This is a genomic window from Nocardioides sp. FY1077 (assembly GCF_058681775.1).
The window spans coordinates 87614-102743 of the sequence record NZ_JBZWDB010000001.1 but is presented as its reverse complement, the minus strand read 5'-3'; the positions used below and the strand labels follow the sequence as shown (position 1 = coordinate 102743).

General features: G+C 74.7%; 15 protein-coding genes. 7 read left to right on the top strand and 8 right to left on the bottom strand.

The annotated features are described in order from the left end of the window. Window position 1 precedes the first annotated feature (1 nt). Genes AC4OR8_RS00535 through AC4OR8_RS00515 form a run of 5 tightly spaced genes read right to left on the bottom strand, consistent with a single transcriptional unit; the run spans window position 2 to window position 4762 of the window. A complete protein-coding gene (locus AC4OR8_RS00535; protein WP_492163618.1) occupies window positions 2-865 on the bottom strand; it encodes a carbon-nitrogen hydrolase family protein in 864 nt (287 codons plus the stop codon). Next, window positions 862-2283: an MSMEG_0567/sll0787 family protein gene (locus AC4OR8_RS00530; protein WP_492163617.1), complete on the bottom strand. Its 1422-nt coding sequence runs from the start codon at window positions 2281-2283 to the stop codon at window positions 862-864. The genes AC4OR8_RS00535 and AC4OR8_RS00530 overlap by 4 nt, the downstream gene beginning before the upstream one ends. Continuing rightward, on the bottom strand, window positions 2280-3353 hold the full coding sequence (locus AC4OR8_RS00525; RefSeq protein ID WP_492163616.1) for an MSMEG_0568 family radical SAM protein: 1074 nt from the start codon (window positions 3351-3353) through the stop codon (window positions 2280-2282). Before AC4OR8_RS00525 ends, AC4OR8_RS00530 begins: the two co-directional genes overlap by 4 nt. A gap of 12 nt (window positions 3354-3365) precedes the next feature. Continuing rightward, entirely contained in the window at window positions 3366-3890 is a 525-nt protein-coding gene (locus tag AC4OR8_RS00520) for an MSMEG_0572/Sll0783 family nitrogen starvation response protein (protein WP_492163615.1), read from the bottom strand. 32 nt (window positions 3891-3922) lie between these two features. After that, on the bottom strand, window positions 3923-4762 hold the full coding sequence (locus AC4OR8_RS00515; RefSeq protein WP_492163614.1) for an amidohydrolase family protein: 840 nt from the start codon (window positions 4760-4762) through the stop codon (window positions 3923-3925). 156 nt (window positions 4763-4918) lie between these two features. Here AC4OR8_RS00515 and AC4OR8_RS00510 point away from each other — a divergent pair, with 156 nt between their 5' ends. From AC4OR8_RS00510 to AC4OR8_RS00490, 5 genes are all read left to right on the top strand, one after another. Continuing rightward, a complete protein-coding gene (locus AC4OR8_RS00510; RefSeq protein WP_492163613.1) occupies window positions 4919-6229 on the top strand; it encodes a DUF3500 domain-containing protein in 1311 nt (436 codons plus the stop codon). A gap of 146 nt (window positions 6230-6375) precedes the next feature. After that, entirely contained in the window at window positions 6376-7332 is a 957-nt protein-coding gene (locus AC4OR8_RS00505) for a 5'-3' exonuclease (protein ID WP_492163612.1), read from the top strand. A 158-nt stretch (window positions 7333-7490) separates the two neighbouring features. Beyond that, window positions 7491-8255 (top strand): SDR family NAD(P)-dependent oxidoreductase, encoded by a 765-nt coding sequence (locus AC4OR8_RS00500; RefSeq protein ID WP_492163611.1) that lies wholly within the window; start codon window positions 7491-7493, stop codon window positions 8253-8255. Window positions 8256-8278: 23 nt separating this feature from the next. Next, complete coding sequence (locus AC4OR8_RS00495) at window positions 8279-9151, top strand: helix-turn-helix transcriptional regulator (protein ID WP_492163610.1); 873 nt, start codon at window positions 8279-8281, stop codon at window positions 9149-9151. Between the two features lie 51 nt (window positions 9152-9202). After that, entirely contained in the window at window positions 9203-10099 is an 897-nt protein-coding gene (locus tag AC4OR8_RS00490) for a bacteriorhodopsin (protein ID WP_492163609.1), read from the top strand. Window positions 10100-10135: 36 nt separating this feature from the next. Here the strand turns inward: AC4OR8_RS00490 and AC4OR8_RS00485 are convergent, their stop codons facing one another. Further along, the gene (locus AC4OR8_RS00485) at window positions 10136-10873 is read right to left on the bottom strand and encodes a TetR/AcrR family transcriptional regulator (RefSeq protein ID WP_492163608.1); all 738 of its coding nucleotides are present in this window, start codon (window positions 10871-10873) and stop codon (window positions 10136-10138) included. Window positions 10874-10992: 119 nt separating this feature from the next. Between AC4OR8_RS00485 and AC4OR8_RS00480 the strand changes: the two genes are divergently transcribed. Together AC4OR8_RS00480 and AC4OR8_RS00475 are read left to right on the top strand one after the other, a co-directional pair. Next, entirely contained in the window at window positions 10993-11889 is an 897-nt protein-coding gene (locus tag AC4OR8_RS00480; protein ID WP_492163607.1) for an AurF N-oxygenase family protein, read from the top strand. Between the two features lie 5 nt (window positions 11890-11894). After that, window positions 11895-13565, top strand: coding sequence for an FAD-dependent oxidoreductase (locus tag AC4OR8_RS00475; protein WP_492163606.1), 1671 nt, complete (start codon window positions 11895-11897; stop codon window positions 13563-13565). A gap of 15 nt (window positions 13566-13580) precedes the next feature. Here AC4OR8_RS00475 and AC4OR8_RS00470 read toward each other — a convergent pair whose 3' ends face one another. Then, a complete protein-coding gene (locus AC4OR8_RS00470) occupies window positions 13581-13901 on the bottom strand; it encodes a GNAT family N-acetyltransferase (RefSeq protein ID WP_492163605.1) in 321 nt (106 codons plus the stop codon). Between the two features lie 194 nt (window positions 13902-14095). Continuing rightward, on the bottom strand, window positions 14096-15106 hold the full coding sequence (locus AC4OR8_RS00465; RefSeq protein ID WP_492163604.1) for an AraC family transcriptional regulator: 1011 nt from the start codon (window positions 15104-15106) through the stop codon (window positions 14096-14098). Window positions 15107-15130: the final 24 nt, after the last annotated feature.

Below are 15130 nucleotides of genomic sequence, written 5' to 3'. Positions count from 1 at the left end.
CTCAGGCACCGACGCCCGCCTCGGCGTAGAGGTCGGGACGCCGGTCGCGCAGGTGGAACATCGAGCGGCGCGCGGTGCGCAGCACGTCGTCGACGTCGACGGCGGCGTAGGCGACGCCGGCGGCGGTGCCGGTCGCGGCGAGGACGTCGCCGCCCGGCCCGACGACCTTGGCCGAGCCGACGAAGCGCAGCGACCCGAAGGTGCCGGCCTGGTTGGAGGCGACCCAGACGACCTGGTTCTCCAGCGCCCTGGCCTGGTCGAAGAGGTCGAAGCGCCGCGTCCACCGGTCGTCGGCGAGGTCGCCGGCGGTGGCGGTGCGCGACGCCGGCCAGGCCGAGATGCAGGCGACGACCTCGGCGCCGTCGAGCGCCAGCGCGCGGGCCGACTCCGGGAACGCCTTGTCGTAGCAGATCAGGGCCCCGAGCCGGCCGACCGGTGTGTCGAAGGCCCGCAGCACCTCGCCGGCCTCGTAGTAGAGGTTCTCGCCCAGCGGCTGGTGCACCTTGCGGTGCACGCCCAGGACGCCGTCGCCGGTGACGATCGCGGCGCTGTTGAACCGGCGCGCGCCGTCGGACTCGCAGAACCCGACGACGAGCGTCATCTCACGGGCGAGCGCGGCGACCTGGGCGAGCTCGGGACCGGCGGCGTCGAGGACGGGGGGCAGCGAGTCGGGCTCGTCGCCGTGGGTGCCGTCGCGTCCCGAGCCGAGCACCGACAGGTAGCCGCCGAGGCACGCCTCGGGCAGGGCGAGAAGCGAGGTCCCGCGGTGGCGGGCGTCGCGGACGAGGGTGCCGACCTGGCGCAGGTCCTCCTCGAGGTCGCGGCCGAAGCCGGCGCTGACGGCGCCGAAGGTGTGCAGGGTCATGAGGGTCCCATCCCGGTGACGGTGGAGGTGACGGCCTCGGTGACGACGCCGTCGGGCCAGCGCAGGCCGACGCCGGCGCCGGTGGTGAGCTCGCCGCAGACCGCCGAGGTGACGGTGCCGGGCAGCTCGGCCCGGGTCGCCGTGGTCTCGGCGGTGACCATCGCGAACCCGGGGAAGCAGGTCAGCCAGTCGCCGTACGACGCCGTGGCGGGCGTTGGGACGGCGGCGACGTCGAGGACCGCCCGGCAGCCGGAGGCCTCGGCGAGCATGCCGGTGGTGCCGACGAGCCCGCTCATGCTGACGTCCTTGGCGGCCGTCGGGTGCAGGGCGGTGACCACGCCGCCGAGGGCGCGCAGCTCCTCGCCGGTGCGGTGGCTGGAGGAGTCCCACTGGGTCCCGGTGTAGCGGGGGCGCCAGCCGCCGCCGAGGTCGGCGGTGACCCGCAGCGCCTGGCGGGGCGCGCCACCGCCGCCGGGCACGGGGCGGGAGGTGCGGCCCAGGGCGGTGACCGAGAGCGCGGCCGGCACCCCGAGCTGGGTGTGGCCGCCGATCACGGGCACGTCCCAGGCCCGGCTGGCCTCGGCGAGCCCGCCCAGGACGCGGCGGGCGAAGGAGGCGTCGCGGGCGCCGACCGCGTCGAGCAGCGCGACGGGCGCGGCGCCCATCGCGGAGAGGTCGTTGAGGTTGACCAGCGCGGCGCACCACCCGGCCCACTCCGGGTCGCGCTCGACCATCGACGGCAGGACCGCGTCGCAGGCGGCGACCAGGTCGGAGCCGGGCACGGGCGCGCCGTCGTCGCCGAGGAAGCCCGCCGGGACGCCGCCGCCCACCTCGGCCAGCAGCCCGCCGAGGGCGGACTTGGTGGCGTCGACCAGTCGCTGCACGCGGGCGACCGGCCAGTCGACGACGACGTGGGGGTGGCCGTGGAGCCGGGTGTGCTCGCGCGGCGTCCACCCGAGGTGGCGGAACAGCCCCTCGTGGCGGGCCTGCACGGTGGCGTCGAAGCGCAGCGCGCCGTGGGCCTCGGCCGCGGCGCACGCCGCCCGCACCAGCGCGGCGCCGACGCCCAGCAGCAGCCGGGCGTCGCTGGCCACGGCGAGCCGCGACCCGCGCCACCACCCGAGGTCGCGCCCCGGCAGCGCCGGGTGGATGCGCACGCCCCCCAGCACCTCGCCCCCGGAGGCCCGGGCGAGCAGGACCACCGTGCGGGGGTCGTCGTCGACCTCGTCGCGGTCGGAGCCGGCGAACAGCCCCTGCTCCTCGACGAACACGTCGCGGCGCAGGGCGTGGTAGGCCGCGTGCTCGGCCGGGCTCTCGGCCCGCACCACCACGAAGGCGTCGAGGGCGGGCGGCTGCCGGCGCGAGCCGGTGAGGACGACCTCGTCGACCAGCCCCGCGCTCGCTGGGGAGAGGCTCACGACACGGCCTCCTCGGCCGAGCAGGACCCGAGCGCCGAGCACGCGCCGCACGCCGCGCAGCCCGCGGCCTGGTCGGCGCCCAGCATCCCGTGGGCCCGCAGCGCGGCCGCGACCCGCGAGGTCACCGCGTAGACGTCACCGGGTGCGGGGGCGAGCGCCCCGTCGACGTCGGTGGCCAGCGTGCCGGCCAGCGGGCGGAACGGCACCACGAAGGGGTAGACGCCCATCTCGATCAGCTCCACGGCCCCGGCGACGAGCTCGTCGGGGTCCTCGCCCAGGCCGACGAGCAGGTACGTCGACACCTGGTTCCAGCCGAAGACGCGCACGGCCTCGGCCCAGGCGGCGCGGTACTCCGCCAGGGGGACGGTGCCCTTGCCCGGCATCCACCGGCGCCGGACGTCGTCGTCGAGCGACTCCACGTGGATCCCGATCGAGCGGGCGCCGGCGTCGTACAGCTCCTGGATGGTCTCCAGCGACGCGGGCGGCTCGCACTGCACCTGGACGGGCAGGTCGGGCAGCACCTCGCGCACCGCCCGCACGCATCGGGCCAGGTGGGTGGCGCCGCGGTCGCGGCCGTTGCTGGTGCCGGTGGTCATCACCATCTGCGTGATGCCGTCGAGGTCGTGGGCGGCCCGGGCCACCTCGGCGATCTGCGCCGGGCTCTTCACCGCCACCGTCGCGCCCGCGGCGAGCGACTCCTCGATCGCGCAGAACCGGCAGCGCTCCGCCTCGGCGTACCGCACGCAGGTCTGCACGACGGTCGTGGCGAGCACGTGGGAGGAGTGCAGCCGCGCGATCTTCTCGTAGGAGACGCCGTCGGCTGTCTCCAGGTCGTAGAACCGCGGCCGGGCCACGGCCTCCACGCCCATGCCGGTGTCGGCGCCGTCGAGGAGCAGCTTGCCGCCGCTGACGGTGTAGGGGCTGCGGGGGTTGAGCGGGACCGCCGCCCCCACACCGTCGAGCAGGACGTGCCCGTCGTCGCTGGGGCCGGCGCCCGCGCGGCGCGCGACCGGGGCGTCCAGGAGGCGGATGCCCTGGATCGCCACGTCGACGCGAGTGTCGGCCGTCATGTCGTCAGCCGCTCAGAGGTTGTAGACGGAGTTGATGACGGCGCCCTTGTTGGCGAAGTGGATGACCGCGTCCTGCACGTCGAGCGGGTGGCAGGGGATGACGCCCTCGATCAGGTCCTCCTCGCGCTGCCCGTGCAGCGCCATGCCGAAGCGGCAGCACAGCACCGTGCCGCCCTCGGCGATGAACGTCTTGATCGCGTCGTTCATGTTCTGGTTGCCGGGGAACGCCACGTCGCCGGTGGTGGGGAAGCCGCGGGTGTCGGCGCAGGCCAGCGCGCCGGGGCCGTAGAAGTAGAGGGTGGCGTCGAATCCCTTGCGCAGCGCGCGGGTGGTCTGCAGGACCGCGACGAACGACACCGACGACTCGTGCGGGATGCCGTGGACGAGCGTGAGCCAGGCCTGGCCCTCGGTGGCCTGGTAGTCGGGAAACAGCTTGGTGGAGCCGTAGAGGTTGGTGCCCTTGCCCTGCGAGGGGTGGGGCACCTCGGCCTTGGACCTCTCCATCGCGGCCAGGATCTCGTCGTCGTACACGGACATGCGGTGCTCCTCGGGGTCGGGGTGAGGGGGTCTCAGGCGCCGTAGAGGGCGTCGAAGTTCTGGTGGAAGAAGGCGTCGGCCAGGGCGCCGTCGCCGGCGGCGGCGCTCAGCCGGGCGTGCTCGCCCGCGAAGTCGCCCCAGGGGGCGTCGGTGGCGAAGAGCACCCGGTCGTGCCCGACGCCGCGGCGCTCGATCTCGCCGGCCAGCCAGGCCGGCGCGAACCCGATCGCCCAGCTGGTGTCGGTCCAGACCTGCTTGCCGGCCTCGATCCAGTCGAAGAACAGCCCGCCGACGAGCTTGAGGTGGCCGCTCATCCCGCCGCCGAGGTGCACCAGGTGGATCTTGGTGTCGTCGCCGTACGCCTCGACGAGCCGGCCGATGCGGTCGATGTCGGAGGCGGCGCCGGGCGAGGTGTGCACGTGCACCACGAGCCCGAGCTCGGCGGCGGTGGTGAACAGGCGGTCGAGCTGCTCGGCGCAGTCGGGGTCGTCGGGGGCGCCGCCCAGCAGGAAGCTGGTCTTGAGCGCGACGACGCCGTCCTCGGTGGCCAGGCGCAGGGCGGCGTCGTTGCGGGCGGCGTCACTGGCCTTCGGGCTGACCCACAGGCCGCACCGCACCCGGTCGTCGCTCTGGGCCGCCTCGAGGGCGACGTGGTTGAGCGCGAACGCGACGTCGGGGTCGGGCACGCCGTAGTTGGGCAGCACCAGCGCCCGCTCGGTGCCCTCGGCGTCGAGGCTGCGCAGCAGCTCGGCGACGGTCTCGACCGCGGTGGTGTCGGGGCTGACCGGCGGCCCGCCGTAGAACCCGTGCGCCGGCAGCCGACCGACGTGGCGGTGGGCGTCGCGGTGGGCGACACGGGGGGTCCTGGGCACGACGTCGAGTCAACGGCGACCGTGTTGCCTGATGGTTTCGCGCGGAAGGCGTCGACGACGCGCGGTGTAAGAAGCCGGTTACCTGCCGGCGAGGCCAGATCCGGGCCACAGACGGCGCACAGGAAACGGACAAGCCGGTGGCCCACAGTCCAGGACATGACGAAGCCAGACCTGACCACCACCCCCGCCCGGCGACGTCGGTTCGCCGCCCTCTCCTCCTGGGCCCTCGTGGGCACCCTCGCCCTCGCCGGCTGCGCCGGCACCCAGGACACCGCCTCGACCTCGTCGTCCTCGTCGTCGACCTCGACGACGGCGGTCACCACCGCGGCGACTGCGGCCACCGCGCCGCAGGACGCGACCACGACGGCCGACACCGTCACCGACACCGCCGCCGCGGCGCAGGCGTTCCTCGAGACGCTGAGCGCGGAGCAGCAGGAGCAGCTCCTCTACGACTTCACTGACGAGACCAGGACGACGTCGTGGTCGAACTTCCCGGTCACGTTCGTGGACCGCGCGGGGTTGAACCTCGCCGACCTGACCGAGGAGCAACAGGCGGCGGCGATGACGGTGCTCGAGTCGCTGCTGAGCGACGAGGGCTACGCGACGGTGACCGGCATCATTGGCGGCGACGAGTACCTGGCCGAGAACAGCACCTCGACCGAGGAGTCGCTGGGCCAGTACTACCTGGCGTTCTTCGGCGACCCGTCCGCGACCGACGCCTGGGAGGTGCAGTTCGGCGGCCACCACCTCGGGATCAACGCCACGCTGGACGGCTCCGCCGACGCCATCACCTTCGCCCCCACCCACCTGGGCGTGCAGCCGGCGGTCTACACCGACGCCGACGGCGACGAGGTGCAGCCCATCGCCTCGATGTACGAGACGGCGTTCGCCTTCTACGACAGCCTCAGCGACGACCAGCTCGAGAAGCTGTACCAGGGCGAGGAGGTGCAGGCCATGGTCTGCGCTCCCGGCGGCACCTGCGACTACCCGACCGGCACCGGCCTGTCCGGGGCCGACCTGAGCGAGGAGCAGAAGCAGCTGCTGCTCGACGTGCTCGCCAACTGGGTGGGGCTCTCCGACGAGGAGACCACCGCGACCGCCCTCGCCGAGATCGAGGCGACGCTCGACGAGACCTACGTCAGCTGGTCCGGCGCCACGACGTACGACATGACGTCGGGCGACGGCATCTACGTCCAGGTCTCCGGACCCGACGTCTACGTCGAGCTCGCCAGCCAGCAGGGCTCCGCCGACGCCGACGTCGACGGCGTGGTGACCGCCGGCTGGGGTCACGTGCACACCATCTACCGCGACCCCTCGAACGACTACGCGGGCAGCGTGACGCAGCAGGAGGCCTCCGGCACGGGCGGCGGCACACCGCCCGAGGGCGGCGACATGCCCACCGACGGCACCCCGCCCGAAGGTGGCACCCCGCCCACCGACGGTGAGATGCCGTCCTCCGACGGCTGAACCCTGCCGTCCCGGGTCGGCTGGGCCCACCCGCGGCCGAGCCCCGGCCCGCGACCTATCCTGGCCGCGCCCGACGCGGAGAGGAGGTGGAGTCGGTGGGAGCGTCGCCACCGCACGACGGGGCCCCGCCGCGGATGCTGCTGGCCGTGGACGCCCCCTCGCTGCTGCACCGCAACCACCACGCCCGCGCCGAGTCGGGCCTGCGTGACCACGGGGGTCGGCCCGCCTGGGCGCTGCACGGGATGCTGCGCCAGATCCTGGAGGCCATCGACCAGTTCGCGCCCGACGCGGTGGTGTTCGGCCTCGACGACCGTGCGGCATCGGTGCGCGAGCAGGCCTACCCGGCTTACAAGGCGGGTCGGGCCGCGAAGGACCCCGCCCTCGTCGACCAGCTCGAGCGGGCCGCCTCCCTGCTCGACGCCCTCGGGCTGCGCACGGTGACCCCGGCAGGGCTCGAGGCCGACGACGTCAGCGCCACCGCGGCGACCTGGGCGGAGGCCCGCGGCTGGACCTGCGTCATCATCACCTCCGACCGCGACTCCTTCGCCCACATCAGCGAGCACACCCAGGTGCTGCGCCTGATCACCGGCGGCATCTCCGGCTCGCCGCTGCTCAACCCGAAGCGGCTGCACGCGCTCTACGGCATCGCGGCCGAGCACTACCTCGAGTACGCCGCCCTGCGCGGCGACGCCAGCGACAACCTGCCCGGCGTGCCGGGGATCGGGGAGAAGACCGCCCCCGTGCTGCTCTCGCAGATGGGGTCGATGGCGGCGGTGTGGGCCGACATCGAGCACTGCGCCGGCGCCACCCTCGTCGCCGCGCTCGACTCCTACTGCGAGGAGACCGGGCAGCGCCGCATCGGCGCGGGCCTGCTGAAGCGGCTGGTCGCCCCGGGCGCGCGCGAGCGCTTCGAGTTCAACCTGTCGATCATGTCGGGCCGCACCGACCTCGACCTCGGGCTCACCCCCGACGCACCCGGCACGCCGGGCCTGCTGCCGCTCGAGCCCGACCGGGTCTCCCGCGTCGTGGGCTACCTCGGGGTGCCGGCCACGACGCAGCTGGCGCTGCGCGTGCTGACCGAGCCGCCGGCGTCGCAGGGCTGAGCCCCGGCCGGCCGACCCGGCCAGGCCAGGCCAGGCCAGGCCCGGCCCGGCCCAGCCAGGCCCGGCCCGGCCAGGCCCGGCCAGGCCCAGCCAGGGAGCGTCGCTCCCCGGATCGACGCGCCCTTCCGCGCGCTGCCCGCGGCTCGCAGGCTGGCCTCATGACCACCACACGCACCGTCCTGATCACCGGAGGCAGCCGCGGGCTCGGCCGCAGCTCCGCCCTCCACCTCGCCGACGCCGGCGCCGACCTCGTGCTCACCTACCGCAACGGCGCCGACGACGCCGCGGCCGTCGTGGCCGAGGTGGCCGCGCGCGGTCGCACCGCCGTCGCCCTGCGCCTCGACGTCGGCGAGCCCGGCAGCTTCCCGGCGTTCGCCGACGACGTGCGCGCCACGCTGGGGGAGACGTGGGGCCGCAGCCACCTCGACGCCGTCGTGCACAACGCCGGCGAGGCCGCCTGGACGCCGATCGGCGCCACCGCGCTCGACGACGTCACCCGCACCCTGGCCACCCACGTCACGGGCGTGGTGATGCTGACCGAGGCGCTGCTGCCGCTGGTCGCCGACGGCGGCCGCATCCTCACCACCAGCTCGGGGCTGGCCCGGTTCACCGGCGACCCGGCGTACGGCGTCTACGCCGCCGCGAAGGGGGCCGTCGAGGTCTGGTCGCGCTACCTCGCCAAGGCGCTGGGCGAGCGGCGCATCGCGGTGAACACGATCGCGCCGGGGGCCACGGCCACCGACTTCGGCGGCGGCCACCTGCGCGACGACGACGCCACCCGTGCGGCCCTGGGCGCGGTGACCGCGATGGGCCGGGTCGGGCAGCCCGACGACATCGGCGCCGCCGTCGCGGCGATCCTCGGTGACGGCATGGGCTGGGTCACCGGCCAGCGCATCGAGGCCTCCGGCGGCATGCTGCTGTGAGGGCGGACGGCAGACTGGTCGCCATGGACCGCGCCCAGCTCGCCGACTTCCTGCGCACGCGCCGCGCCGCGCTGCAGCCCGAGGACGTCGGGCTGCCGCGGGGCTCCCGGCGCCGCACCGGCGGGCTGCGGCGTGAGGAGGTGGCCGCGCTCTGCGCGATGTCCACCGACTACTACGGCCGCATCGAGCAGGGCCGCAGCACCCAGCCGTCGGAGCAGATGCTGGCCTCGATCGCGCGCGGCCTCCACCTCACCCTCGACGAGCGCGACCACCTCTTCCGCCTGGCCGGGCACGCCGCGCCGGCGCGCGTGCTGCGCACCGACCACGTCGACGCCGGGCTGATGCGGGTGCTGGACCGGCTCGGCGACACCCCGGCCATGGTGATCAGCGGCCTCGGCGAGACGCTGCGCCAGACCCCGCCGGCGGTCGCGCTCTTCGGCGACCTGACGTCGTTCGAGGGCTGGGACCGCTACGGCGCCCACCGCTGGTTCACCGACCCCGCCTCGCGGTCGATCTACCACCCCGACCTGCGCGCGCAGCACGCCCGGCAGCTCACCTCCGACCTGCGCGCGGCGGTGGTGCGCGACGGCCCGGGGTCGCGGGCCGCCGAGCTGGTGGAGGTGCTCCACCAGGTCAGCGCCGAGTTCACCGAGGTCTGGGCCGAGCACCAGGTCGGGCGGCGCCACACGCAGGCCAAGCGGCTGCTGCACCCCGACGTCGGGCTGATCGAGGTGCACTGCCAGGTGCTCCACGACGTGGAGCAGTCGCAGGGGCTGCTGGTCTTCACCGCGGCGCCCGGCTCGGAGTCGTACGAGAAGCTGCGGCTGCTCGGCGTCCTGGGTACCCAGAGGATGGGGTCGGCCACCGGGGGACATGAGACGGTCGAGACTCCGTAGGCCGACGTCGTCCGACGCTGGCCCGCCCAGGCCCGTCCCGGAGGGATCGCCATGCGCACCGTCGCCCTGTCCGTCACGGCGCCCGAGAAGGTGGCGCTGAGCCCGGCCCAGCACGACCTGGTCCTGTTCGCGGTGGTCGTCGCCGGCTTCGCCCTGCTGGCCGCCACGCTGCACAACCGGGTCAGCCTCGGCGAGGTCGGCGCGCGCTACCGCCCCGCGGTCGTCGCCGGGTTCTGCGTGACGGCGGTCGCGACGACGTCGTACCTGATGGTCTGGCTCGACCTCGACGCCGGCTATGACCTCGTCGGCGGCCGCTACCTGCCCAACGCCGAGGCGCTGACCACGATCTCGCCGCGCTACATGGACTGGGCGGTGACCGTGCCGCTGCTGATGGTGGAGCTGCTGGCGGTGTGCGCGCTGGTCGGGCGCCGGCTGGTGGTCACCCGCGCCGTCGCGGTGGTGGCGTCGGTGGCGATGATCGTCACCGGCTACCTCGGCGCGCAGGTGTTCGAGGAGGGCGAGAGCCGCTTCTGGCTGTGGCTGTGGTGGGCGGTCAGCTGCTGCTGCTTCCTGGTGCTGTACGCCGTGCTCGTGCCGGCGGTGCTGCACACGGTGCGGACGCTGCCGCGCCCCGCCGGTCGGGCCGTCGGGGCCGCGGCCGTCGTGCTGCTCGGCGTCTTCCCGGTCTACCCCGTGGTCTACCTGCTGCCGCTGCTCGGCACCGGCGGGTGGTGGACGACCGGCATCCACGTCGCGTTCTCCGCCGCCGACGTGGTGGCCAAGGTGGGCTTCGGCCTGCTGGTGCACCGGGCCGCGCTGCTGCGCACCGCCGACGACCTGCGCGCCGGCACCGACACCCACCCGGAGCCGGTGTGGGTCGACGGCGAGCACCTTGCCGACGGCGTGCAGCCGGCCCAGCGACCCTGGCCCCCCGCGCCCGCCGACTGAGGCTCGCCCACGCCTCCCACCCGACTGCTGCGCCGCTCAGGTCGCGGCGTCGCCGACGAGCGGGGTGGTGGGGTCGATCTCGATGCCGCGCTCGCGCAGGACGCGGGAGATCACCGACCAGATCCACTCCGAGAGCCAGTCGACCATCTCCTCCAGCGACACCCCGCGGGGGTCCTCCACCCAGCGACCCGCGGCGGCGTCCACGAAGCCGACCAGGCCGAACGACAGCGGCTGGATGACGCGGGAGTCGATGTCGAGGCTGCGCGCGAACTCCTCGACCAGGCGGCTCAGCAGGTCGGAGATCAGGCGCTTCACGTCGTTGACCACGTTCTCGCCGGCGGCGGTGGTCACGGAGTGGCGCACGAGGTAGCGGTAGAGCTGGTGGTGCTCGGTGAGCCAGCGCAGGTGGGTGGACACCGCGGTGTGGATGATCTGCGCCGGGCTGGTCGTGGTGTCCCAGGCCGCGGCGAGGCCCTCGAGGATCATCTCCTCCGCGCGCGCCGCGATCGCGGCGTTCAGCGCCTGGGCGCCGCCGTCGAAGTGGCGGTAGAGCCGGGTGCGGGCCACCCCGGCCTGCGCGGCGATCTGCTCGGTCGACACGTCGGGGCCGTGGGTGTCGATCGCGACCAGCGCGGCCTCGACGAACTCTGCGCGCCGGCGCTGCTGCTGGCCGCGCCAGCGGGTCGCCCGGCCGTCGGCGGGGAGGCCGCCCGCCGCTGCGTCAACCACTGCGTCCGCCGGTCCCGTCACGGGGTCGGGCGGCGAGTCGGGCACCCGGCCCATGTTACCGCGAACACACCCTCGGGCAGCCCTGGCCGACTAGGGGTACAGCGTGTACCGTCTAGGTATTCGAGACACGCCGTAGCACTAACCGACGGACCGGAGAGGCCACCATGACCAGCACCGCTGACATCGCGCCCGCCACCCACGCCTCCCAGCGCCTGCTCGACTCCGCGGCAGCGCTGTCGTACGACCCGATGACCGAGGTCGACTGGGACACCCCGCTCGACCCCGCGCACTTCGGGCTGAACCCGGAGTGGAGCACCCTGTGGGGGACGCCGCTCTGGGACGAGATGACCCCCGAGCAGCGGGTCACGCTCACGCGCCACGAGGTGGCGTCGATCATGAGCACCGGCATCTGGTTCGAGATGATCCTGCAGCAGATGGTCCTGCGCGACCAGTACTGCGCGGACTACTCCCGGCCCGACTTCCAGTTCGCCCTCACCGAGATCGGCGACGAGTGCCGTCACTCGATCATGTTCGCCAAGGCGTGCGCGACGATGGGCATCCCGGCGTACTTCCCCCGCAAGGCCAGCGTGCAGCTCGGCCGGGTGTTCAAGTCGGTCGCCATGGCCGAGATCGCCTACGGCGGCATCCTCGTGGCCGAGGAGGTGCTCGACGTGATGCAGCGCGACTGGATGCGCGGCGAGCAGGTGCTCCCGATCGTGCGCACCACGAGCAAGATCCACGTGGTCGAGGAGTCGCGGCACATGAAGTTCGCGCGCCAGGAGATGCGCGAGCGCATCGAGGGCGCCTCCCCGCGCCGTCGCCAGGCCTCTGCGCTGGTGATCGCGATCGCCGCCCACGTCATCGTGTCGAACATGGTGAACGACCAGGTGTACGCCGCCGCCGGCCTCGACGTGGAGCGCGCGGTCGCCGCGGCGAAGCGCAACGAGCACCACCACACGCTGATGCGCGCGAGCTGCGCCCACCTGATGGAGTTCCTCGACGAGCTCGGCCTGCTGACCCGCCCCGCACTGGCGTTCTACCGCCGCGTGCACATGGTCTGACGCAGGTGGCCTTCGCGATCACGCAGTCGTGCTGCAGCGACGCCTCGTGCGTCGCGGTCTGCCCGGTCAACTGCATCCACCCGACGCCCGACGAGCCCGACTTCGGCACCACCGAGATGCTGTACGTCGACCCGCGCAGCTGCATCGACTGCGGCGCCTGTGCCGACGCCTGCCCGGTCGACGCGATCCACCCGGTCGACGAGCTGGTCGGCACCGACGCGGTCTACGCCGACGTCAACCGTGACCACTTCGTCGACCGCGAGCCGGTCGGCGCGTGGGGCGAGCCGGTCTTCCCGGCCTCGCTGACCCCGGCCGCGGCGGGCCTGCGGGTGGCCGTGGTCGGCACCGGCCCGGCCGCCGCCTACACCGCGGCCGCGCTGCTGACCACCAGTGCCGAGGTCACCATGATCGAGCGGCTGCCCGTGGCCGGCGGGCTGGTGCGCTTCGGAGTCGCCCCCGACCACCAGAGCACCAAGGCCATCGGCGAGCGGTTCGCGACGGTGCTGCGCAACCCGCGGGTGCGCCTGGCGCTGAACGTCGAGGTCGGCGTCGACGTCTCCCACGCCGAGCTGCTGCAGCACCACGACGCCGTGGTCTACGCCGTGGGCGCCACCTCCGACCGCCGCCTCGACGTGCCCGGGGAGGACCTGCCCGGCAGCCTCTCGGCGCGCACCTTCGTCGGCTGGTACAACGCCCACCCCGAGATCGCGGCCGACGCCGTCGACCTCACCACGCCGGGCCCCGGCCGAGCGGTCGTCGTCGGCAACGGCAACGTCGCCCTCGACACGGCCCGGGTGCTGCTCGGCGACCCCGAGGCGCTGGCCGCCACCGACGTCGCCGACCACGCCCTCGACCAGCTGCGCCGCAGCACCGTCACCGAGGTGGTGCTGCTGGCCCGCCGCGGGCCGGGCGAGGCGGCGTACACGCTCACCGAGCTGCGCCCGCTGCTGGCCCGCGACGACCTCGACGTGGTCGTGGACGGCGGGCAGGCCGAGCGCGACCTGATCGAGGCCCCCGACGCGTCGCCGCTGGCCGCCGCCCTGCGGGGGGTCAGCGTGGAGCAGGTCGACTGGACCGCGCCGCCGCCCCCCGGACGCCGCCGGCTGGTGCTGCGGTTCCACACCGTGGTCTCCGCGGTGGAGGGCGAGCAGCGGGTGGGTGCGGTGCAGGTCGCCTCGCTCGCCGGCGCCGCCCCCGGGCCGGGCCCCGCGACGCGCATCCCCACCGGGCTGCTGCTGCGCTCGATCGGCTACCGCAGCGAGCCGCTGGCCGGGCTGCCCTTCGACGACCTCAGCGGCACCGTGCCGCACGACGCGGGTCGCGTGGTCGACCCCGCGACCGGCGAGCGGGTGCCGGCGACGTACGTCGTGGGCTGGGTCAAGCGCGGCCCCAGCGGCGGCATCGGGTCGAACCGCGCCGACGCCGCCGAGACCGTGGGCTCGCTGGTGGCCGACGCCAACGCCGGACGGGTCAGCACGGGCCGCGGCTCGGCGCGTGGCTTCGACCGGCTGCTGCGCCGCCGGCAGCCCGCGACCCTCGGGCGCCGCGAGCACGACGTGATCGACCGCGCCGAGCGCGCCGTCGGCCGTGCCGCCGGCCGGCCGCGGGTCAAGATCGCGACGGTGGAGGAGCTGGTCGCCACTGCCCGGCCCCGCAACCGCACCCCTGCGCCCTAGGCGCACGGGCCCGGCTCAGTCGTGCACCTGGCTGTGCGGGGCGCGGTAGTCGAGGTCGGCGACCTCGGGGTGGCGCTGCAGGTAGGCCTGCACGAACGGGCAGATCGGCAGCACCTGCAGGCCGCGCTCGCGCACGTCGTCGAGCGCGGCACGCACCAGCGCGCTGCCCACGCCCTGGCCCTCCGAGCCCGGGAACACCTCGGTGTGGGTGAACACCACGAGCTGGGGCGTGGTCTGCACGGCGGCGAAGCCGAGCAGCGTCTCGCCGCGGCGGATCTCGTAGCGGCTCTCGGCGTCGTTGCGCACGACGTGGGTCTCGGCCTGCTGGGTGCTCACGGGGTCCTTCCTGGTGACGTCGGCTGGTCACGGTCCTCCGGGCGGTCTCGCCGACCGCCCCGACGTCCAGGCTAGGGGTCCGGCGGCGCGCTGCACCGGACTGGGAGGCGGAAGCTGTCACTGGGTGGCGGAAATTTCGGCCGCCATGTGCCGGTTTCCCCGGCCGGCCGGGGAAACCGCCCGCCCCGCCCGCCTCAGGCGAGCCCGTGGCGGCGCACGTCGCGGGGGGTGCGGCCCCACCAGCGTCGACAGGCGCGGGTGAGCACCGCCTGCTCGGAGAGGCCCAGCAGGCCGGCGACCTGGGCCAGCGGGAGGTCGGTGGTGAGCAGGTAGCGGCGCGCCTCCTGGCGGCGCACGTCGTCGAGCAGGGCCGCGAAGCCGGTGCCCTCCTGCGCCAGGCGGCGCTGCAGGGTGCGGGGGTGCAGGTCGAGCAGGCGGGCCACGGCGGCGACGTCGGGGGTGGCGGTGCCGAGCAGCTGCTGCACGGCGCCGCGCACCCGCGGCGCCACCACGTCGTCCTCGGCCGGCGACTGGCGCACCAGGAAGTCGAGCGCCAGGCGCCGTACCGTCTCGTCGCGCTCGGTGATCGGCAGTGCGCCGAGGCTCACCGGCAGCCGCAGCAGCGCCGCCGGTCGCTCGAAGCGCACCCGCGCACCGAAGAACTCCTCGTACGTCGCTCGCGGCGCGGCGGGTGCGTGGGGCAGGTCGACGGTGCGCAGGCCGTAGCCGCCGCCGACCAGCGAGCGGATGATGCGGTGCAGCGTGCCGAGGCACAGGTCGGTGGCCTGGCGGGCGGCCACCACCCCGGGCGGCGCGAGGTCGTAGCGCAGCGCCTCGACCCCGCGCTCTCCGTCGGGGTCGGGCTGCGGGGTGAGCCGCATGGCGGGGGCGTGCACGAAGAGGTAGCGCGAGGTGCACTCGAGGGCCTCGGCGATCGTGGGGGAGTTCTCGATGGCCAGCGCGAGCGGGCCGAGCAGGGAGAGGTCCTGGCGCGCGGCGACCAGCAGGCCGAGGTCGGGCCGCTCCAGCGCGGCGGCGGCCACCTCCAGCACGCCGGCGACCGCGACGTCGGGCACCAGCAGGTCGTCGGCGTCGAGGGCGGCGGGGTCGAGCCGGGCGCGCGCGGCGTACGCCTCGGCGTCACCGCCGAGCTCGCTCACCACCGCGCGGAACCCGCGCAGCCCGGCCGAGCGGATCACCGACATGTCGTCCAGGGTCAAGCAGATGTC